The sequence below is a fragment of the Pseudomonas sp. Nvir genome (assembly GCF_963778085.1).
Lineage (GTDB): Bacteria > Pseudomonadota > Gammaproteobacteria > Pseudomonadales > Pseudomonadaceae > Aquipseudomonas > Aquipseudomonas juntendi.
On record NZ_OY970405.1, the window covers coordinates 5,718,788 to 5,739,871 of the forward strand.

Annotated in this window: 17 protein-coding genes; 7 read left to right on the forward strand and 10 right to left on the reverse strand. The window is 63.8% G+C overall.

The genetic code is table 11. From position 1 onward, the window contains the following. Positions 1–405: 405 nt before the first annotated feature. Positions 406–1,332 carry a LysR substrate-binding domain-containing protein gene (locus tag AACG97_RS27255; RefSeq protein ID WP_009683327.1) on the reverse strand — a complete coding sequence of 309 codons (927 nt, stop codon included), beginning with the start codon at positions 1,330–1,332 and terminating at the stop codon, positions 406–408. Between the two features lie 153 nt (positions 1,333–1,485). Between AACG97_RS27255 and AACG97_RS27260 the strand changes: the two genes are divergently transcribed. Next, positions 1,486–2,874, forward strand: coding sequence for a NorM family multidrug efflux MATE transporter (locus AACG97_RS27260; RefSeq protein WP_029887599.1), 1,389 nt, complete (start codon positions 1,486–1,488; stop codon positions 2,872–2,874). Positions 2,875–2,958: 84 nt separating this feature from the next. Here the strand turns inward: AACG97_RS27260 and AACG97_RS27265 are convergent, their stop codons facing one another. Beyond that, the gene (locus AACG97_RS27265; RefSeq protein ID WP_197886584.1) at positions 2,959–4,626 is read right to left on the reverse strand and encodes a putative bifunctional diguanylate cyclase/phosphodiesterase; all 1,668 of its coding nucleotides are present in this window, start codon (positions 4,624–4,626) and stop codon (positions 2,959–2,961) included. A 297-nt stretch (positions 4,627–4,923) separates the two neighbouring features. Between AACG97_RS27265 and rep the strand changes: the two genes are divergently transcribed. Together rep and AACG97_RS27275 are read left to right on the forward strand one after the other, a co-directional pair. Then, complete coding sequence (gene rep / locus AACG97_RS27270) at positions 4,924–6,933, forward strand: DNA helicase Rep (RefSeq protein WP_029887601.1); 2,010 nt, start codon at positions 4,924–4,926, stop codon at positions 6,931–6,933. 64 nt (positions 6,934–6,997) lie between these two features. Continuing rightward, complete coding sequence (locus AACG97_RS27275; protein ID WP_009683322.1) at positions 6,998–7,570, forward strand: xanthine phosphoribosyltransferase; 573 nt, start codon at positions 6,998–7,000, stop codon at positions 7,568–7,570. Between the two features lie 460 nt (positions 7,571–8,030). On the opposite strand, the gene AACG97_RS27280 is transcribed toward AACG97_RS27275, so the two are convergent. The 5 genes from AACG97_RS27280 to dadA form a co-directional block, all read right to left on the reverse strand. Beyond that, complete coding sequence (locus tag AACG97_RS27280) at positions 8,031–9,887, reverse strand: acetyl-CoA hydrolase/transferase C-terminal domain-containing protein (protein WP_054881323.1); 1,857 nt, start codon at positions 9,885–9,887, stop codon at positions 8,031–8,033. Between the two features lie 164 nt (positions 9,888–10,051). Next, positions 10,052–10,456 carry a c-type cytochrome gene (locus tag AACG97_RS27285; RefSeq protein ID WP_033690433.1) on the reverse strand — a complete coding sequence of 135 codons (405 nt, stop codon included), beginning with the start codon at positions 10,454–10,456 and terminating at the stop codon, positions 10,052–10,054. A 154-nt stretch (positions 10,457–10,610) separates the two neighbouring features. Then, a complete protein-coding gene (locus tag AACG97_RS27290; RefSeq protein ID WP_009682929.1) occupies positions 10,611–11,159 on the reverse strand; it encodes a cupin domain-containing protein in 549 nt (182 codons plus the stop codon). A gap of 108 nt (positions 11,160–11,267) precedes the next feature. Then, complete coding sequence (gene alr / locus AACG97_RS27295; protein WP_047150105.1) at positions 11,268–12,341, reverse strand: alanine racemase; 1,074 nt, start codon at positions 12,339–12,341, stop codon at positions 11,268–11,270. A gap of 146 nt (positions 12,342–12,487) precedes the next feature. Beyond that, the gene (gene dadA / locus AACG97_RS27300; protein ID WP_009682926.1) at positions 12,488–13,792 is read right to left on the reverse strand and encodes a D-amino acid dehydrogenase; all 1,305 of its coding nucleotides are present in this window, start codon (positions 13,790–13,792) and stop codon (positions 12,488–12,490) included. 156 nt (positions 13,793–13,948) lie between these two features. Between dadA and dadR the strand changes: the two genes are divergently transcribed. Next, positions 13,949–14,437 carry a transcriptional regulator DadR gene (gene dadR, locus AACG97_RS27305; protein ID WP_003258963.1) on the forward strand — a complete coding sequence of 163 codons (489 nt, stop codon included), beginning with the start codon at positions 13,949–13,951 and terminating at the stop codon, positions 14,435–14,437. Between the two features lie 2 nt (positions 14,438–14,439). Here the strand turns inward: dadR and AACG97_RS27310 are convergent, their stop codons facing one another. Beyond that, positions 14,440–14,793: a YkgJ family cysteine cluster protein gene (locus tag AACG97_RS27310; protein WP_054905192.1), complete on the reverse strand. Its 354-nt coding sequence runs from the start codon at positions 14,791–14,793 to the stop codon at positions 14,440–14,442. 196 nt (positions 14,794–14,989) lie between these two features. Between AACG97_RS27310 and AACG97_RS27315 the strand changes: the two genes are divergently transcribed. Continuing rightward, the gene (locus tag AACG97_RS27315) at positions 14,990–16,282 is read left to right on the forward strand and encodes an NAD(P)/FAD-dependent oxidoreductase (RefSeq protein WP_115295099.1); all 1,293 of its coding nucleotides are present in this window, start codon (positions 14,990–14,992) and stop codon (positions 16,280–16,282) included. A 14-nt stretch (positions 16,283–16,296) separates the two neighbouring features. On the opposite strand, the gene AACG97_RS27320 is transcribed toward AACG97_RS27315, so the two are convergent. Further along, positions 16,297–16,527 (reverse strand): DUF1127 domain-containing protein, encoded by a 231-nt coding sequence (locus AACG97_RS27320; protein ID WP_029885735.1) that lies wholly within the window; start codon positions 16,525–16,527, stop codon positions 16,297–16,299. Positions 16,528–16,706: 179 nt separating this feature from the next. Between AACG97_RS27320 and AACG97_RS27325 the strand changes: the two genes are divergently transcribed. Next, positions 16,707–18,137 carry an aminotransferase-like domain-containing protein gene (locus AACG97_RS27325; RefSeq protein WP_161893043.1) on the forward strand — a complete coding sequence of 477 codons (1,431 nt, stop codon included), beginning with the start codon at positions 16,707–16,709 and terminating at the stop codon, positions 18,135–18,137. Between the two features lie 60 nt (positions 18,138–18,197). Continuing rightward, on the forward strand, positions 18,198–19,751 hold the full coding sequence (locus AACG97_RS27330; RefSeq protein ID WP_029885733.1) for a phospholipase D family protein: 1,554 nt from the start codon (positions 18,198–18,200) through the stop codon (positions 19,749–19,751). 118 nt (positions 19,752–19,869) lie between these two features. Here AACG97_RS27330 and AACG97_RS27335 read toward each other — a convergent pair whose 3' ends face one another. Continuing rightward, positions 19,870–21,009: an MFS transporter gene (locus AACG97_RS27335; protein WP_009682919.1), complete on the reverse strand. Its 1,140-nt coding sequence runs from the start codon at positions 21,007–21,009 to the stop codon at positions 19,870–19,872. Positions 21,010–21,084 lie beyond the last annotated feature (75 nt).

The following is a 21,084-nucleotide window of genomic DNA, read 5'->3' on the forward strand; positions in this document are numbered from 1 at the left end:
CGGGCCCCACACGTGCAGCACAGGTCTTGAGCGCATCGCTACCGGTGTGGGAGATTCTATGGTTCCTGGCAAGGGTAGCCGGAGCATCTTCAGCGCCTGTGAGATCGCGCGGCGCAATCGCGAGCTGCGCTCGCTCCTACGTTTGTTTCGGGCCAGTAACGCCTGTGACAGGCGCGCGCGGCCGCCTTGTTTGTACGGCGCGATATTGAGGCATGCACCAAGGCGTTCGCGCGCGAATCCCACAGGAATAATTGGCCCGAAACAAACGTAGGAGCGAGCGCAGCTCGCGATTGCGCCGCGCGGGCGGCGCTCGCTCTAACAGGCGCTGCCATACCTTGTGGCAAACACCTGTCAGCCCTAAGGCGACCCCTGTGGGCTTGCCGGCGACAAGGCCAGTGCAAGCCATCAAAGGGGCGGCAGTATTTCCACATCCGGAAGATCCATGGCCGCTACCTCCTGCTCCAGAAATGCACTCAACCGGCGCAACCGCTCGCCCCCGCGCCGGGTACGCGGCCACACCAGGTAGTAATCCATGCCACTGGGCACCGCCGTCGGCCAGGGCAGGCTCAGGCGCTTCTGCGCCACGTCCTCGGCCACCATCAGCAAGTCGCCGATGGAGATGCCGTAGCCACGCGCTGCGGCAATCATGCTTAGCTCCAGCGTGTCGAAAACCTGCCCACCCTTGAGCGATACCTTGCCAGCGAGGCCCATGCGCTGCAGCCAGTCACGCCAGTCGCGCTTGTCCACCGTGGGGTGCAGCAGCTCGATACCGGCCAGCCGGGACACGCTCCAGGGCTTTTCGCCAAGCAGGTCCGGTGCGCCGACCGGAATCAACAACTCCGGGAACAGCTTGCGCACCTCCCAGTCTGCCGGGAACACCCCATCGCTGAGCAACACCGCACAATCGAACGGTTCCTGGTTGAAGTCCACATGGTCTACATCCATCCAGGCGCTGGTCAGCTGTACCTCGTTACCGGGTTGCAGGTGGCGAAACCGGCTCAGGCAGGCCAGCAACCACCGCATGGTCAGGGTCGAAGGTGCTTTCATGCGCAGGATGTCATCTTCACCACACAGGGTTTCACAGGCACGGGCGAACGCGGCAAAGCCTTCGCGCACCCCCGGCAGCAATACCCGCCCAGCTTCGGTCAGTTGCAGATTGCGGCCACTGCGCACGAACAGGCGGCAGGCGAAATGCTCTTCCAGGGTACGGATATGCCGGCTGATGGCACTTTGCGTGATCGACAGCTCTTCGCCCGCGCGGGTGAACGAACTGAGCCGCGCAGCGGCCTCGAATGCGCGCAAGGCATACAGCGGAGGTAGCTGGCGCGACATGAGGCACCTGCAATCTAGGGACAGAGGCGAATTATCCGAAACTTGCAGGCATGAGTTCAACTCATGCCAACCATCGCTTTTATCCTTTTGTGCAAAGTTGACCAAAGCCTCAGAATCGCGCTTCGTTGATCACCTCAGGAACAAGGACAGCCCATGCACGTCGCGCCCACTACAGAACTCAAGGCTTTGTTGCGCCTGGCCGGGCCGCTGATCGCCTCGCAGCTGGCGCACATGCTGATGGTGCTGACCGACACCCTGATGATGGCCCGCATCAGCCCGCAGGCCTTGGCCGGCGGTGGCCTGGGCGCGGCCAGCTATTCCTTCGTGTCGATCTTCTGCCTGGGGGTGATCGCCGCAGTGGGTACCCTGGTGGCGATTCGCAAGGGCGCCAACGACATCGAAGGGGCCACCCGTCTGGCCCAGAACGGCCTGTGGCTGGCCTGGGGCCTGGCGCTGTTCGCCGCGCTGGTGCTGTGGAACCTTGAGCCGGTACTGCTGCTGTTCGGGCAACAGCCCGAGAACGTGGCCTCGGCTGCCCAGTTTCTGACCCTGCTGCCGCTGGCGTTGCCCGGTTACCTGACCTTCATGGCCTTGCGCGGGTTCACCAGTGCCCTTGGCCGTTCGACCCCGGTGATGGTCATCAGCCTGGTCGGCACGGTGCTGAACTACCTGCTCAACGTGGCGCTGATCGAGGGCATGTTCGGCCTGCCCAGGCTCGGGCTGATGGGTATCGGCCTGGTCACTGCGGTGGTGTCGATGGGCATGGCCATTGCCCTGTCGTTGTACATCCGCTGGCACCCGGCCTATGCCGCCTACCCGCTGCGCAAGGGCCTGTCGCGCCCATCGCTGCACGCCCTGCGTGAGCTGTGGCGGCTGGGCCTGCCGATTGGCGGCACCTACATGGTGGAAGTGGGCCTGTTCGCCTTTGCCGCGTTGTGCATGGGGGTGCTGGGCAGCACCGAACTGGCGGCCCACCAGATCGCCCTGCAGATCGTGTCCACGGCATTCATGGTGCCGACAGGGCTCTCCTATGCGGTAACCATGCGCGTGGGCCTGTACTACGGCGCCGGCAACCTGCTGGCGGCGCGCAGCGCGGGGCGCGTGGGCATCGGCTTCGGGGCAACCGTGATGTTTGCCTTTGCCGCGCTGTTTTTGCTGTTGCCCGAGGCGCTGGTGAGCCTGTTCATAGACCGTAATGACCCGGGCTTTGCCGCCATCTACCAACTGGCGGTGCACTTGTTGATGGTGGCCGCCTGGTTCGAGTTGTTCGATGGCATGCAGACCATCGCCATGGGCTCCATACGCGGCCTGAAAGATGCCAAGACCACCTTCCTTATCGGGCTGTGCTGCTATTGGCTGGTAGGCGCGCCGAGCGCCTGGCTGTTCGCGTTCAACCTGGGCGGCGGGGCGGTCGGGATCTGGTGGGGGTTGGCGCTGGGGCTGGCGTGCGCGGCGGTGGCGCTGACCTTTGGTTTTGAGTGGCGGATGAAGCGGTTGTTGCGCAAAGCTGGGATTGGTGGAGAGGCTACCGCCTCGGCCTGACTTCAGGGCCTATTCGCGGGCACGCCCGCTCCCACAGGTACAGTGCGCGGCCCCTGTGGGAGCGGGCGTGCCCGCGAAAGGGCCCTAAAGGGCAACCCCCAACTGACAGTCAGGCGCCTGCAGCAAAAACTCCATCAACTCCCCCACCGGCAGTGGCTTGCTGACCAGAAATCCTTGCACCTGGTCACAACCAAACCCGCGCAGCAGCTCCAGTTGCTCCTCACTCTCCACCCCTTCAGCCACCACCTCAAGGTTGAGGTTGTGCGCCAGGTTGATCATGGCGTGCACCAGCTTGCGGTTTTCCTCGCGCATTTCCATTTCGGCCACGAAACTGCGGTCCACCTTGAGCAAGGTGATCGGCAGGCTGTTCAGGTGTACGAACGACGAAAAACCGGTGCCAAAGTCATCCAGCGAGAAGCGCACGCCCAGCCGGCCCAGCGCATCCATGGTCTGGCGTACCAGCTCGTTGCGGCGCATGACCGCCGTTTCGGTCAGCTCGAATTCCAGCCAGCGAGCATCCACCCCGTGCTCGAGGATCAGCCGGCTCAAGGTGGCCAGCAGCTGGCTATCCTGGAACTGGCGGAAGCTCAGGTTGACCGCCATGTGCAGCGGCTCCAGGCCGCGTTCGCACAACGCCTGCATGTCGCGCAGCGCACGGGAAATCACCCAGTAGCCCAATGGCACGATCAGGCCGCTTTGCTCCGCCAGCGGCACGAACTCGCAGGGCGGTAGCAGCCCCCGGTCCGAGTGCCGCCAGCGCACCAGCGCCTCGAGCCCCACGATGCGCCCATCGGCCAGGTTCAGCCGGGGTTGATAGTGCAGTTCCAGTTCATCCCGGCGCAGGGCGCGGCGCAGTTCGCTTTCCAGGTCGGCCAGGCTGCGGGCATTACGGTTGATGCGCTCGTTGAACACATGGAAGGTGCAGCCCTGGCTACCCTTGGCCTGGCGCATGGCGATGTGCGCGTGCCACATCAGCGGGTCGGCGCCGCCCTGGGCACGGGCATGCGCCAGGCCCAGGCTGCAGCCCAACAGCAAGCTTTCGCCATCGATCCAATAGGGCTCGGCCAAGGCCTCGACGATGCGTTCGGCAATCCATTCGGCGCGGTTCGGGTCGCGGCGCGTGTCGATCAGCAGCGCGAATTCGTCGCTGCCCAGGCGCGCCAATTGGTCCCCCGCTTCCAGTTGGTGTTTCAACCGGGCCACAACCTGCAGGATCAGGCGGTCACCGCTCTGGTGGCCAAGGGCGTCGTTGACGTGGCGGAAGTTGTCCAGGTCGAGGTGGCCGAGGGCAACGCCCCGGCCTTCGTTTTCAGCCAGCCGTGCCGTGAGCAAGGCCTGGAAGCCCTGGCGGTTGGCGATACCGGTCAGTGGGTCTTGCTCGGCAAGGCGCTGCAAGGTGGCCACCAGCACACCGCGTTCGCGCACATGCCGCAGCGAGCGGCGCAGGCTATCGGTGCTGAGCTGTTGGCGCACCAGCCAGTCGCTGACGCCGCTGGGGGCCACCGCGGGCTCGTCGTCCAGCAGCAGGATGGTCGGCAGCTCACAGCGCCCCGGCGCTGGTTGCAGTGCCGCAGTCGCCAGGACCACGGCTTGCCGGTCATGGCTGAAAAGGCTGTCGACGGCCTCCCAGTCAGGCGCCGTCAACAGCACTGCAGTGCCGCCCAACCCCTGCACGCACTCGCGCAGCAGCACGGCCCATTCCGGCTCATCAGCCAACAGCAGCAAACGCAGAGGTTCGACAGGCGTGGACAAGCGGGCTCCTTAGGGCTTCACGGCACAACGAGAGAAGATGAATATGCTACTGCATTGATGAAAATGATTTTCAATTTTATACATACACCGGACTCTGCGGCGACCCGACGTATTTTGTCGTGCATCCTGCGCGAAATCAGGCCCGCTCGGCAAATACGATTTTTCCAGTGCCTGGCATTAGCCTGACTAATACTGGGCGCCAATAAAAGTCTGACTCAGACGTCAGACGGTCACGCCACAACGGCCCCATGCCTGTTAGAATGCGCGGCTATTTTCTGGCGACCCCCGGTTTCTAGCATGTCCCGACTCAATCCCCGGCAGCAGGAAGCCCGTGACTATGTCGGCGGCCCTCTTTTGGTGCTCGCCGGTGCAGGCTCGGGCAAGACCAGCGTGATCACGCGCAAGATTGCCCACCTGATCCAGAACTGCGGCATTCGTGCCCAGTACATCGTGGCGATGACCTTTACCAACAAGGCCGCGCGCGAGATGAAGGAGCGGGTTGGCACCTTGCTGCGCCCGGGGGAAGGTCGCGGCCTGACGGTGTGTACCTTCCACAACCTGGGCCTGAACATCATCCGCAAGGAACACGAGCGGCTGGGCTACAAGCCGGGCTTCTCGATTTTCGACGAGTCCGACATCAAGGCGTTGCTGTCGGACATCATGCAGAAGGAATACTCAGGCGACGACGGCATCGACGAGATCAAGAACATGATCGGTGCCTGGAAGAACGACCTGATCCTGCCGCCAGAAGCCTTGGAAAAGGCGCGCAACCCGCGCGAGCAGACCGCCGCCATCGTCTACACCCACTACCAACGCACGCTCAAGGCGTTCAACGCAGTGGACTTCGACGACCTGATCCTGCAGCCGGTGAAGCTGTTCCAGGAACACCCCGAGGTGCTGGAGCGCTGGCAGAACCGCGTGCGCTACCTGCTGGTGGACGAGTACCAGGACACCAATGCGAGCCAGTACCTGCTGGTGAAGATGCTGATCGGCATGCGCAACCAGTTCACCGTGGTGGGCGACGACGACCAGTCCATCTATGCCTGGCGCGGTGCCCGCCCCGAGAACCTGATGCTGCTCAAGGAGGACTACCCCTCCCTGAAGATCGTGATGCTCGAACAGAACTACCGCTCCACCAGCCGGATCCTGCGCTGTGCCAACGTGCTGATCGCCAACAACCCGCACGCGTTCGAAAAACAGCTGTGGAGCGAGATGGGTGTAGGCGACGAGATCCGCGTGATCCGCTGCAAGAACGAGGAAGCCGAGGCCGAACGGGTGGCCATGGAGATCCTCACCTTGCACCTGCGCACCAACCGCCCGTACAGCGACTTTGCCATCCTCTACCGCGGCAACTACCAGGCCAAGCTGATCGAGCTGAAACTGCAGCACCACCAGGTGCCGTATCGCCTGTCGGGCGGCAACAGCTTCTTCGGCCGCCAGGAGGTCAAGGACCTGATGGCCTACCTGCGCCTGCTGGTGAACCCGGACGACGACAACGCCTACCTGCGGGTGATCAACGTGCCGCGCCGCGAGATCGGCTCCACCACCCTGGAAAAGCTCGGCAACTATTCCACCGAGCGCGGCATTTCCATGTACGCCGCCAGCGACGAGCTGGGCCTGGGTGAACACCTGGACGCCCGCTATACCGAGCGTTTGCAGCGCTTCAAGCACTGGCTGGACGGGGTACGCCAGAAGGTCGCCCTGGAAGACCCGATTGCCGCGCTGCACGAGATGATCCGCGACATCGACTACGAAAACTGGATCCGCCAGCAGACCGCCAGCGACAAGGCCGCCGATTTCCGCATCAGCAACGTCTGGTTCCTGGTGGACGCACTGAAAAACACCCTCGAAAAGGATGAAGAGGGTGACATGACCATCGAGGACGCCATCGGCAAGCTGGTGCTGCGCGACATGCTCGAGCGCCAGCAGGAAGAAGAAGAGAACGCCGAAGGGGTGCAGATGATGACCCTGCATGCCTCCAAAGGCCTGGAGTTCCCCTACGTGTTCATCATGGGCATGGAAGAGGAAATCCTCCCGCACCGCTCCAGCATCGAGGCCGACACCATCGAAGAAGAGCGCCGCCTGGCCTATGTGGGCATCACCCGCGCCCGCCAGACCCTGGCCTTTACCTTCGCCGCCAAGCGCAAACAGTACGGTGAAATCATCGACTGTACGCCCAGCCGGTTCCTCGACGAGTTGCCCCCCGACGACCTGGCCTGGGAAGGCCTGGACGACGCCCCGGTCGAGGTGAAGGCGGCACGCGGCAACAACGCCCTGGCCGACATCCGGGCAATGCTCAAACGCTGATCAACCATTACTCTTTAATATTGCCGCCTCCAGCGGCCACCTTTGTTACATCGAGGAAATCACAGTGGAAGCACTGCATCAGAAGATTCGCGAAGAAGGCATCGTGCTTTCCGATCAGGTCCTCAAAGTGGACGCGTTTCTCAACCACCAGATCGACCCGGCGCTGATGCAGCTGATCGGTGACGAGTTCGCCCGCCTGTTCGCCGATGCTGGCGTGACCAAGATCGTCACCATCGAAGCCTCGGGTATTGCCCCGGCAGTGATGACCGGCCTGAAGCTGGGCGTACCGGTGATCTTCGCCCGCAAGCACCAGTCGCTGACCCTGACCGAAAACCTGCTGACCGCCTCGGTGTACTCCTTCACCAAGCAGACCGAGAACACCGTGGCCATCTCGCCGCGCCACCTCAACAGCAGCGACCGCGTGCTGGTGATCGACGACTTCCTGGCCAACGGCAAGGCGTCGCAGGCACTGATCTCGATCATCAAGCAGGCCGGCGCCACCGTGGCCGGCCTGGGTATCGTCATCGAGAAGTCGTTCCAGGGCGGCCGCGCCGAGCTGGACAGCCAGGGCTACCGCGTTGAATCGCTGGCCCGGGTGAAGTCGCTGGAAGGTGGTGTGGTCACTTTCATCGAGTAAGCCTGTACCGGCCTCATCGCCGGCAAGCCAGCTCCCACATTGACCGCACAGGCCTCAGGGCTTATGCAGTACCTGTGGGAGATTCTATGGTTCCTGGCAAGGGTAGCCGGAGCATCTTCAGCGCCTGTGAGATCGAGCGCCGCCCGCGCGGCGCAATCGCGAGCTGCGCTCGCTCCTACGTTTGTTTCGGGCCAGTAACGCCTGTGACAGGCGCGCGCGGCCGCCTTGTTTGTACGGCGCTATATTGAGGCATGCACCAAGGCGTTCGCGCGCGAATCCCACAGGAATAATTGGCCCGAAACAAACGTAGGAGCGAGCGCAGCTCGCGATTGCGCCGCGCGGGCGGCGCTCGCTCTAACAGACGCTGCCATACCTTGTGGCAAACACCTGTCAGCCCTAAGGCGATCCCTGTGGGAGCTGGCTTGCCGGCGATGGGCTGCAAAGCAGCCCCGGCAATTCATCAGGTAGCCGCCAACCCCGCCAGCAACAGCCGCTGATAAAGTTCTTCCTTCAACCCCTGCGGAGCATCCAGCCCCATCCGCTCCAGATGCTGCTCATACCCCTCCGGCCCCGGCGCATCCAGCGCGGCCTTGCCCAGCTCCAGCACCTCGCTCAACTTGAACTTGCTCTTCAACCAGTTCAGCGCCCGCAACAGGTCCTGCTCTTCGGCAGTGAAGTCCGTACCCAGCGGATACTCGGGGAACAACCGTGCATGCTGCGCCCTGACCGCCTCAAGGCGTTGCGGGGTGTTGTCGGCAAAGCGCGCGTCCAGCTCAAAGCCCTTGTGCAGCTTGCCGGCACTCTTGGCCTGCTCGATCAGCCCCTGCTGGAACCGTGAATCGCTTACCGCCAGCAACCGTGCAATCACTTCGCTGTCGGTCTGCCCACGCAGGTCGGCGATGCCGTATTCGGTCACCACAATATCGCGCAGGTGCCGGGGGATGGTGCAGTGGCCGTACGCCCAGAAAATGTTCGACGTCACCTCACCGCCCGACTCGCGCCAACTGCGCAACAGCAGGATCGAGCGCCCACCCTCCAGCGCATGGCCTTGGGCAACGAAGTTGTATTGCCCGCCCACGCCACTGAGCACTCGACCATCTTCCAGCTGGTCGGCCACCCCGGCACCCAGCAGGGTCATGCCGAATGCGGTGTTGATGAAGCGGGCATCGCGGCGCTGGCGGCGCTTGAGTTCCTCTTGCCCGTAGAGTTCGTTGATGAAGCTGATACGGGTCATGACGAACTGTGCACGCTGCTCCAGCGGCATCTCGCGCAAGCGCTGATAGAACGCCTGCGGGCCAAGGAAGAAGCCACCGTGCAACAACGCGCCCTGCTCATCTGCCGGGCGTCGCAACAAGCCTGCCTCGGCCAGCACCAGCAGGCCGTTGACGAACATCTCGCTGCAGCCGTAGAGGCCTTGAGCGAAGGTATCCAGCCCCCCTTCCCGTTCGATCAGCGCCTGCCAGGGGCCGACATCGAGTGCATCGAGCACCGCGCGGTAGCCGGCGTTGTCGCCCTGGCGCGCCAGCAATGCCGCGGCGACCGCATCGCCCATGGCACCAATACCGATCTGCAGCGTGCCGCCGTCGCGCACCAGGCTGCTGGCATGCAGGCCAATGCAGTGGTCCTGAATGCCGACCGGCATGTTCGGTGTGGAAAACAGCCGGCGTTGTTCGGCCTCGTCGAGCAACAGGTCGAACGCGTCGATCGGCAGCTCGGCATCGCCAGGCATGTAAGGCAGCTCGGCGTGCACCTGCCCCAGCATGAGGATGGTTTCACCGGCAGCGCGGCGTTTGGCGACCATGGGCAGCAGGTCGAGGGTGATGTCGGGGTTGCAGGCCAGGCTCAGGTGCACGGGCTTTTCGGGCGTGGCAGCCACCAGTTGGGCGATCAGGTTCAGGCCCTTGGCGTTGATATCCCGCGCGGCGTGGCTGTAATTGCTGCTGACGTAGTCCTGCTGCGCCGATTCGCTGTGCAGCAAGCTGCCGGGCTGCATGAAGAACTGCTCGACGCGGATGTTGGCTGGCAATGTGTCGTTGCGCAGGTCGCTGAGGTAGGTGAGCTCTTCATAGTCGGCAAACACGCGCTCGACAAAAGGCTCCAGAAACCGCCGCTGCAGCCCGTCGCCCAGTGCCGGCCGGCCCAGGGACAGGGCGGTGTAGATGGTCAGCCGCCGTTCGGGCAGTCCGCGCACGCGGGCGTAGAGGGCATTGACGAAGGCGTTGGGCTTGCCCAGGCCCAGCGGCAGGCCCATGTGGATATGAGCTGGCAGGCGTGCCAGGACCTGCTCGACAGCCTGGTCGATGGAGCAGAGGTGCATGGGGCCTCCTGAGACATCCGTGGGTTCAGGGGTTGGACATGAACTCAAGCGAGTTGGTTGCCGGTGCGGCCCCTTTCGCGGCCAAAGCCGCAAAGAGGCCGGCACAGCCGCCACAAAAACAAAGCCCGCCATCAATGGCGGGCCTGGTGAAATTCAGCTGCAGCTCACAGCCCGGACATCTTCTTGATCGCCCCTTTCAGGTCGTCGTCCGAGCAGTCCGCGCAGGTACCTTTCGGTGGCATGGCGTTGATGCCGGTAATGGCCTTGGCCAGGATGCCATCCAGGCCGCCCTGGTGGTCGGCTCGCTCCTTCCAGGCCGCGGTATCACCCACCTTGGGCGCGCCGAGCAGGCCGCTGCCATGGCAGGCATTGCAGTGCTTGGCAATGATCTCGTCCGGGGTCTTGGCACCACCGCCACCCGCGGTCGCCGCCACTTCCATGCCTTTGCACTCCTGGCCCTGCACACAGACCTGGCCAACGGGTTCCAGGCGCTTGGCAATGTCGTCATTGGTCGCAGCGGTTGCGCTCATTGCCCAGAGGGCGAATACGGCTGCTGGTACGGCCAGCATCTTCTTGATTTGGTTCACGCGAACACCCTCATGGTGGCTAATCACGCCCGCGGCCACGAAACAGCGAGCGCTGGAAAGTATAGCGGCAACCTGAAGGCGGTGAAACGACCCTACACGGGAAAGGGGTATTGCCGAATCAATGCACTGCGCTGGATCAAAAGTTTGAGGGCGTAGCGGCACTGATCAGCCGTGCAGGCTGATCGAACGGGTTGCGAAAGCGGTGCGGGCGGGTGCTTTCGAAGTAGTAGCTGTCGCCTTCCTCGAGGATGAAGATCTCGTTGCCGACCACCAGCTCAAGGCGGCCTTCGAGCAGGATGCCGGTTTCCTCCCCGTCATGGGTCAGCATTTCGGCACCGGTGTCGGCGCCCGGCGGGTAGACCTCGGTCAGGAAGGCAATGGCGCGGTTGGGGTGCGACTTGCCGACCAGCTTCATGGTTACCGCACCGTCCGAGATATCGATCAGCTCGTGGGCTTTGTAGACAATTTGCGCAGGGCTCTGCGCCTCCAGTTCGACCGAAAAGAATTCGACCATGGACATGGGAATGCCACTGAGCACCTTGCGCAACGAGCTGATGGAGGGGCTTACGCTGTTCTTCTCGATCATCGAGATGGTGCTGTTGGTCACCCCGGCGCGCTTGGCGAGTTCGCGCTGGGACAGGCCCTTGAGCTTGCGGATGGCTTGCAGTCGTTCGCCGACGTCCAAAGCTGGAGCCTCCTGAAACGGTAGAAAGGGGGGTGGATGTGAACGATATCATGGCAATGCCGTTCAGTATTTACAACACACCGCCCTCAACCTGTCCGCATCAGCGTGTCATTCGCCGACGTAGTCCAGGGGGACCCGTTTCAGGTTGCAGAAGATCTGGTAAGGAATGGTGCCAGCCTGTGCCGCCACTTCGCTGGCCAGTACCTGCTTGCCCCACAGTTCGACCGGGCTACCCACCGTGGCGTCGGGCACATCGGTGAGGTCGATGCTGAGCATGTCCATCGACACCCGGCCGATCAACGGGGCGCGCTTGCCCGCAACCAGCACCGGCGTGCCATTGGGCGCCTGGCGCGGGTAGCCATCGGCGTACCCCATGGCCACCACGCCAACACGGGTCGGCCGCGGGCTGACGAACTTGGCACCGTAGCCCACCGGTTGGCCGGCGGGCAGCTCACGCACGCTGATCACCCGCGATTGCAGGGTCATCACCGGCTGCAGGCGCGCAGCTTCGGCCTGGGCCACCTCGAAGGGCGTGGCGCCATACAGCATGAGGCCTGGGCGCACCCAGTCGCTGGGCGCTTGCGGCCAGCCCAGCACGCCGGGCGAGTTGCGCAGGCTGCACTCGGCCGCAAGGCCCTGGCGTGCGGCTTCGAACACGGCGATCTGCTGCGCGGTGGCGTCAGCATCCAGTTCGTCGGCACGGGCGAAGTGGCTCATCAGTACAATCCGCGCGACCTTGCCGCTGGCCAGCAGGCGCTGGTAGGCCTCGTGGTAATCCTTGGGGTGCAAGCCCACCCGGTGCATGCCGCTGTCCAGCTTCAGCCAGACACTTAGCGGCTTGCGCAGTTGCGCCTTCTCGATCGCCTCCAGCTGCCACAGCGAGTGCACCACGCACCACAGATCGTGCTCGGCGATCAGTGCCAGCTCGCTGGCTTCGAAAAAGCCTTCCAGCAGCAGCACCGGGGCCTTGATACCGGCACCGCGCAGTTCCAACGCCTCTTCGATACAGGCCACGGCAAAGCCATCGGCTTCGGCCTCCAGGGCCAGGGCACAGCGCACGGCGCCGTGGCCGTAGGCATCGGCCTTGATCACGGCCAGGGCTTTGGCACCGGTCAGTTCACGGGCCAGACGGTAGTTGTGGCGCAGGGCCTGGAGGTCGATCAGGGCGCGGGCGGGACGCATGGCGGCTGCCTTATGGTGGTTCAATTAGAAATCGGTGTTGGATTCATCGCCGGCAAGCCAGCTCCCACAGGACTCTCACAGGGCCTGAGAACTGCGGAGATCCTGTGGGAGCTGGCTTGCCGGCGATGAGGCCGGTACAGGCGACCTTACTGCTGGTGAGCCGGCGCAGCATGCCCGTGCTTGGCCACTTCCCGGCTGTTGCCATACCGGGAAATGTCCAGGCCCTCGGCGCTGATCTGCGGCTTCTTGCGCGCGATCAGGTCTGCCAGCAGGCGCCCGGAGCCGCACGCCATGGTCCAGCCCAGGGTGCCGTGACCGGTATTGAGGAACAGGTTGCGGAACGCCGTGGCACCGACAATCGGTGTACCGTCCGGGGTGGCCGGACGCAGACCGGTCCAGAAACTGGCCTGGCTCAGATCACCGCCGCGAGGATAAAGGTCGTTGACGATCATCTCCAGTGTTTCACGCCGACGCGGGTTGAGCGACAGGTCAAAACCGGCGATCTCAGCCATGCCGCCAACGCGGATACGGTTGTCGAAACGGGTGATCGCAACCTTGTAGGTCTCGTCGAGAATGGTCGAGGTCGGCGCCATGTCGCCATTGGTGATCGGCACTGTCAGCGAGTAACCCTTCAGCGGATAGACCGGGGCTTTGATCCCCAGCGGCTTGAGCATGTGTGGCGAATAGCTGCCCAGCGCCAGCACATAGCGGTCGGCGGTTTCCAGCTTGCCGTCGATCCACACGCCATTGATGCGGTCGCCGGCGAAGTCCAGGCGCTGGATGTCCTGGCCGAAGCGGAACTCCACGCCCAGCTTCAGCGCCATGTCGGCCAGCTTGGTGGTGAACAGCTGGCAGTCGCCGGTCTGGTCGTTGGGCAGGCGCAGGGCGCCAGCGAGAATGTCCTTCACCCCGGCCAGGGCCGGCTCGACGCGGGCAATGCCGTCGCGGTCCAGCAATTCGTACGGTACGCCAGACTGCTCGAGCACGGCGATATCCTTGGCCGCAGCATCGACCTGGGCCTGGGTACGGAACAGCTGGGTGGTGCCCAGGCTGCGGTTTTCGTAATTGATGCCGGTTTCGGCGCGCAGCTCGTCGAGGCAGTCACGGCTGTACTCGGACAGGCGCACCATGCGTTCCTTGTTCACCGCATAACGGCTGGCGGTGCAGTTGCGCAGCATCTGGGCCATCCACAGGTACTGGTCAACGTCACCGGTGAGCTTGATTGCCAAGGGTGCATGGCGCTCCATAAGCCATTTGATGGCCTTCAGCGGCACACCCGGGGCGGCCCAGGGCGAGGCATAGCCGGGCGAGATCTGGCCGGCGTTGGCGAAGCTGGTTTCCATGGCCACCGCCGGCTGGCGGTCGACCACCGTCACTTCGAAACCTTGCCGGGCCAGGTAGTAGGCACTGGCGGTTCCAATCACACCGCTACCAAGTACCAGAACTCGCATCGTTGTATCCCTCACACGCGGCACGCCGCAGACTTTTATGGAAATGGCATTGATGGGCGCAGTATAGAAATTCGAGGGCAGTGCAATTCACTATATAAAAGCCTATTATTGGCGAGAATTCTCGGCATAATCGCCTTTTACGGAGGGGCATCCCCTATGAGAACCCAGCACCAGAGCAAGCGTGAACTGGACAAGATCGACCGCAACATTCTGCGTATCCTGCAGAATGACGGGCGTATTTCCTTCACCGAACTGGGCGAGAAAGTCGGGCTGTCCACCACCCCATGCACCGAGCGGGTTCGCCGCCTTGAGCGCGAGGGCATCATCATGGGCTACAACGCCCGCCTGAACCCGCAGCACCTCAAGGGTAGCCTGCTGGTGTTCGTGGAAATCAGCCTGGACTACAAGTCGGGTGACACCTTCGAAGAGTTCCGCCGCGCGGTGCTGAAGCTGCCGCACGTGCTGGAATGCCACCTGGTTTCCGGTGACTTCGACTACCTGGTGAAAGCGCGCATTTCCGAGATGGCCTCGTACCGCAAGCTGCTCGGCGACATCCTGCTGAAGCTGCCGCACGTGCGCGAGTCGAAGAGCTACATCGTGATGGAAGAGGTGAAGGAGAGCCTCTGCCTGCCGATTCCGGACTGACGCTAGACCAACACCTGGCGGGTGCTGGCGATGAACTGGTGAACGAGCTGCTCCGCGGCAGGGTCGATCATCGGCTCAGGGCCTCGGCCACGGGGGCAGGCCATGCGCGGGGTGGTGCCGAACAAGCGGCAGATCATCGGCCGTTCTTCATACACCGTGCAGCCGTTGGGGCCCAGGTGCACACAGTCCAGGCGCGCCAGGGCGGCATCCTGCTCGGCCTGGGACTTGCGCGGCAGGCGGGCCATTTCTTCGGCCGAAGTGGTGACCGGGCCGCAGCAGTCGTGGCAGCCGGGTTCGCACTCGAAGGCAGGGATGAGTTCGCGCAGGAAGTGGATCTTGTGGCGGTTGCAGGACATGGCTAAGTACAAAATTGAAAAACAGGGGTTGGATTATAGGGCCAATCGCCGGCAAGCCAGCTTCCACAGGCACACCACTGGTCTCAGCCCTTGCGCAGATCCTGTGGGCGCTGGCTTGCCGGCGGTGGGGCCGGTTGCCCACCCCAGAGCCCCGGCTTATCCTCCCCCCTCGCCCACCAGCCCCAGGACCGACGCCATGATCCACAGCGCGCAGCACGCCGCCTCCTACTACGCCGCCAGCAGCGCGCCACACCCTGACCACGCTTTCCTGCAGGGCGAGCACAGTGCCGACGTGTGCATCGTCGGGGGTGGCTATTCAGGCCTGAACACGGCCATCGAGTTGGCCGAGCGCGGCTTCTCGGTCATCCTGCTGGAAGCGCGCAAACTCGGCTGGGGCGCCAGTGGGCGCAACGGCGGCCAGCTGATTCGCGGGGTCGGCCATGGTCTGGAGCAGTTTCTGCCGGTGATTGGCGAGGACGGCGTGCGCAGCATGAAACTGATGGGCCTGGAGGCCGTGCAGATCGTGCGCGAGCGGGTCGAGCGGCATGCCATTGCCTGCGACCTGACCTGGGGCTACTGCGACCTGGCCAACAAACCCGCCGAGCTGCTGGGCTTTGCCGAAGACGCCGAAGAGCTGCGTAGCCTCGGCTACCCACACGAGCTGCGCCTGGTCGGCAAGGACGATATCCACAGCGTGGTCGGCGCCGACTGCTATGTGGGTGGGCTGATCGACATGGGCTCCGGGCACCTGCACCCGCTCAACCTGGCCCTGGGCGAAGCGGCCGTGGCCGCGCGCCTGGGGGTGAAGCTGTTCGAGCAGTCCGAAGTTACCCGCATCGACTACGGCACATCAGTGCAAGTGCATACCGCCCAAGGCCGGGTGCGCGCCAAGACCCTGGTGCTGTGCTGCAACGCCTACCACAACAACCTCAACCGCGAACTGGGCGGCAAGGTGCTGCCAGCGGGCAGCTACATCATCGCCACCGAGCCGCTGGGCGAGGAACGCGCCCGCAGGCTGCTGCCGCAGAACATGGCAGTGTGCGACCAACGGGTAGCCCTGGATTACTATCGCCTCTCAGCCGACAACCGGCTGCTGTTCGGCGGTGCCTGCCACTACTCGGGCCGAGACCCGAAGGACATCGCCGCCTACATGCGGCCGAAGATGCTCAAGGTGTTCCCCGAATTGGCCAACGTACGCATCGATTACCAGTGGGGCGGCATGATCGGCATCGGCGCCAACCGCCTGCCGCAGGTCGGCCGGCTGGGCAGCCAGCCGAACGTGTATTACGCCCAGGCCTACTCGGGCCATGGGCTCAACGCCACCCACCTGGCCGCGCGCCTGCTGGGCGAAGCCATCAGCGGCCAGGAAAGCGGGCGCTTCGACCTGTTCGCCAAGGTGCCACATATCACCTTCCCTGGCGGCCAGCACCTGCGCTCGCCGCTATTGGCCTTGGGGATGCTGTGGCATCGGCTCAAAGAACTGCTCTGAGGCCATACAGCACATCAGTCCTTCCAGAAGGGTTTGCGGCCTTCGAGCCGTGCCTGCTCCCAGCTCAGCCCAACATCGCGCAGCTCGGCATCGGTCAACTGCAACAGCGCCCTTCGGGTACGCCAGCGGTGCAGCATCAGGCCCCAGCGCCCCAACCCCTGCGGCGCGTTGAACACCTTGGCCTGCTGCTCGGTTTCCAGTTCCTTGGCCAACAGCTGCAAGCGCACATCGCTCATGCCCCCCATCACCGCACCCTCCCCGTTCAGTCGATACCGTAGGGAAAGCATGCGCGAGGGCGATACCGGCAATACAGATCCAAAACAGCCTTATTATTCCCATACAGCATTGGCTAGCGGCCGACTGAATGCTGTATTTTCCAGGCAACTGTACCGGTCGCTGCCTATAGGTAGCCCAGGAGTATGCCTTGACCCTTTACCTCAACCTCGCCGAACTGCTCGGTGCCCGCATCGAGCAGGGCCTGTATCGCCCAGGCCAGCGCCTGCCGTCGGTACGCGCCCTGAGCGTGGAGCACGGGGTCAGCCTGAGCACCGTGCAGCAGGCCTACCGCATGCTCGAAGACAGCGGCATGGTCTCGCCCAGGCCCAAGTCCGGCTATTTCGTCAGCGACCACCGCCAGCTGCCAGCGCTGCCTGCAGTCAGCCGCCCGGCCCAGCGCCCTGTGGACATCTCGCAATGGGAACAGGTACTCGAGCTGGTGCGCAGCACCCCGCACAAGGACGTGGTGCAACTCGGCCGCGGCATGCCCGATATCGACAGCCCAACCCTCAAGCCTTTGCTACGCAGCCTCGCCCAGTTGAGCCGGCGCCAGGACATGCCGGGGCTGTATTACGACAATATCCATGGCAACCTGGCGCTGCGCGAGCAGGTAGCGCGGCTGATGCTCGATTCCGGCTGCCGCCTGGGCCCGGCCGACCTGGTGATCACCACCGGCTGCCATGAAGCGCTGTCATGCAGCATTCGCGCGGTTTGCGAGCCAGGCGACATCGTTGCGGTCGACTCGCCCAGCTTCCACGGCGCCATGCAAACCCTCAAGGGCCTGGGCATGAAAGCGCTGGAGATCCCCACCGACCCGGTCACCGGCATCAGCCTGGAAGCGCTGGAGCTGGCCCTGGAGCAGTGGCCGATCAAGCTCATTCAGATCACCCCCAGCTGTAACAACCCACTCGGCTACATCATGCCCGAGGCGCGCAAGAAGGCCTTGCTCAGCCTGGCCCAGCGCTACGACGTGGCGATCCTGGAAGACGATGTGTACGGCGACCTGGCCTACACCTACCCGCGCCCGCGCACCCTCAAGTCATTCGACGACGATGGCCGCGTGTTGCTCTGCAGTTCGTTCTCCAAAACCCTGGCCCCCGGCCTGCGGGTGGGCTGGGTGGCACCTGGGCGCTATCTGGAACGGGTGCTGCACATGAAATACATCAGTACCGGCAGCAGCGCCAGCCAGCCGCAACTGGCAATTGCCGATTTCATCGCCGGCGGGCACTACCAGCCCCACATGCGGCGCATGCGCAGCCAGTACCAGCGTGGCCGTGACCTGATGAGCGATTGGGTAACGCGCTACTTCCCGGCGGGTACCCGGGTCAGCCGGCCGCAGGGCGGCTTCATGCTGTGGGTGGAATTCCCCGAACATTTCGACACGCTGCGGCTGAACCGCGCTTTACTGGAGCAAGGTGTTCAGGTGGCGGTGGGCAGTATCTTCTCGGCCTCGGGCAAGTTCCGCCACTGCCTGCGCATGAATTTCGCTGCGCGGCCAACGCCACAGATCGAGGCTGCCGTGCGCAAGGTAGGTGAAACCGCCCTTCGTCTACTGGATGAAGAAAGCGCCGACGCGTAACTTTGCGCCGCCCGCCACTGTCCAACCTCCACAGCCCTTGCCGCACAGGACGATCCACCCTTGAGACCCCAGCGCGCCTTGTCTTTGTTGCTGATGCTGTTGCTCGGCCTTGCCGGCTGTGCCAGCGTCAGTACCCCACGCGAAACCAGCCAGGCCCTGCCCGCCAGCGAATCGGCCTTCGGCCGCTCGGTGCTGCGCCAGGCGGCACCGTATGGCGGGCAGTCCGGCTTTCGCCTGCTGCCCAACAGCAACGAAGCATTTCGCGCCCGCGCCGAATTGATCCGCAACGCCCAGGCCAGCATCGACCTGCAGTACTACATCGTGCACGACGGCCTCAGCACCCGCGCCCTGGTGCACGAACTGCTGCGTGCCGCCGACCGCGGCGTGCGTGTACGCATTCTGCTCGACGACACCACCAGCGACGGCCTGGATACCATCATGGGCACCCTCGCTGCCCACCCGAATATCCAGATCCGCGTGTTCAACCCACTGCACCTGGGCCGCAGCACCGGGGTGACGCGCGCCTTCGGCCGGCTGTTCAACCTGTCGCGCCAGCATCGCCGCATGCACAACAAGCTGTTCCTGGTGGACAACAGCATGGCTATCGTCGGCGGCCGTAACCTCGGCGACGAGTATTTCGATGCCGAGCCCAACCTCAACTTCACCGACATCGACCTGCTGAGCGTCGGCCCTATAGCCGAGCAACTGGGGCACAGTTTCGACCAGTACTGGAACAGCGCGCTCAGCCGACCTATCAGCGATTTTCTGTGGCATGCCCCGGATGCCGACGACCTGCGTGCCAGTCGTCATCGCCTGGAAGTCTCGCTGGCTGAAGCCAGGACCCAGCGCAAGGCCTTGTACGATCGGTTGATGGCCTACCAGTCGCAGCCGCGCCTGGATGTGTGGCGCAACGAGCTGATCTGGGCCCATGCCCAGGCGCTGTGGGATGCCCCAAGCAAGGTACTGGCCGATGACGAGCCGGACCCGCAGTTGCTGCTGAGCCACCAGCTGGCGCCTGACCTGGCCAACGTGCACAGCGAACTGATGCTGACATCGGCTTATTTCGTGCCGGGCGAGCCAGGGCTGCTGTACCTGACCGGCCGTGCCGACGCAGGTGTCTCGGTAAAGCTGCTGACCAACTCATTGGAAGCCACCGATGTGCCGGCCGTGCACGGTGGCTACGCCCCCTATCGCCGGGCCTTGCTCGAACATGGGGTACAGCTTTATGAGCTGCGCCGCCAGCCGGGCGACCCCAGCGCGGGGCGCTTGAGTTTCCGCGGTAGCTCGGACTCCAGCCTGCATACCAAGGCGATCGTGTTCGACCGGCGCAAGACCTTCATCGGTTCATTCAACTTCGACCCGCGTTCGGTCCTGTGGAATACCGAAGTGGGGGTGCTGGTGGACAGCCCGGAACTGGCCGAATACACCCGCGAGCTGAGCCAGCAGGGTATGGCGCCGGCGCTGAGCTATCAGGTGAAACTGCAGGGGGGCAAACTGGTGTGGGCGACTGAGGACAATGGACAGCAGCATGTGCTGACCTCCGAGCCGGGCGGGATGTGGCGCAGGTTCAATGCCTGGGTCAGCAAGGCGGTTGGCCTGGAGAAAATGTTGTAGCGGCGATTTTGGGGCTGCTTTGCAGCCCATCGCGACGCAAGGCCGCTCCTACAGGGGTACGCGGTTCTTGAGGTAAGGCCTTGTGTCGCGATGGGCCGCAAAGCGGCCCCGAAAACGCTCAGGCAGACACAGCCTCAAACGCCCCGCGCCTCTGGGTCAACACCACCAGCCCCGCAGCCCCTGCAGCCATCAGCAACAGCAACGCATGCCCGCTTACCCACTGGCTGCCTGCCCCGGCCAACAATGGCCCCAGCAGGCAGCCAATGCCCCACAACTGCGCCACGTGAGCATTGGCCCGCACCAGTTCATCGTCGCGGTAGCGCTCACCGATCAGCACCAGCGACAAGGTGAAAAGGCCGCCGGCACTGGCCCCGAACAGTACCCACAGCGGCCATATCACCGGCGTGTGCAGCAACAGCGGGATCGCCAGGCTGGAGACCAGTAGCGTTACCGCACAGCCGGTGAACAACGCACGGCGCGACATATGATCGGCCAGCGCGCCGATGGGCAACTGCAGCACAGCATCGCCGACCACTACCGTACTGACCATGAACAAGGCGATTTCAGTGGTGAAACCTTGCTGCAGGCAGTACACCGGCAGCAACGTCAGGATCATTGCCTCGAACGAGGCAAACAGGGCGATGGCCCAGGCAATCACGGGCAAGCGACGGCAGAACCTGAACAGGTCGCCGAAGCCGACACTGCAGGCTTCGGTGCTCGGTGCACCGCCGCGCCCCAACAGTACCAGCGGCGCGAGAAGCAGCAGGCCGGTGGCGGCCCAGAAACCAAAATCGTCAGCCGAACCGAGTACGCCCAGCACCAGCGGCCCAGCCAGCTGGCTCAAGGCGTAGCTGCTACCGTACAGCGCCACCAGGCGGCCGCGCCATTGCTCGACCACCAGCTGGTTGATCCAGCTCTCACCCAGGATAAACACCACGGTCAGGGACATGCCGATCATCAGCCGCAACAGCAACCACAGCGGGTAGCTGGGCAATAGCGCGACCAGGCCGATGGACAACGCACCACCCCACAGGCAGATGCGCATGGCCGCAGGTAAGCCGACCCAGCCGGCCAGGCGGCTGGCCAGGCTGGCACCCGCCAGTACCCCCAGCGCAGGCATCGCGGCCATCACGCCGATGGCGAAACTGCCATAGCCCCAGGCTTCCAGACGCAGAGATACCAGGGGCATGCTCACGCCCAGCGCCAGGCCGACACTGAGCACTGATGCCAGTACGGCGAAGTAGGTCCCCCAACGCATTGCTGCCTCCCAGGCCAAGAATTTTCCATGGCCCATTCGCGGGTAAACCCGCTCCCACAGGTACACCACCACCCT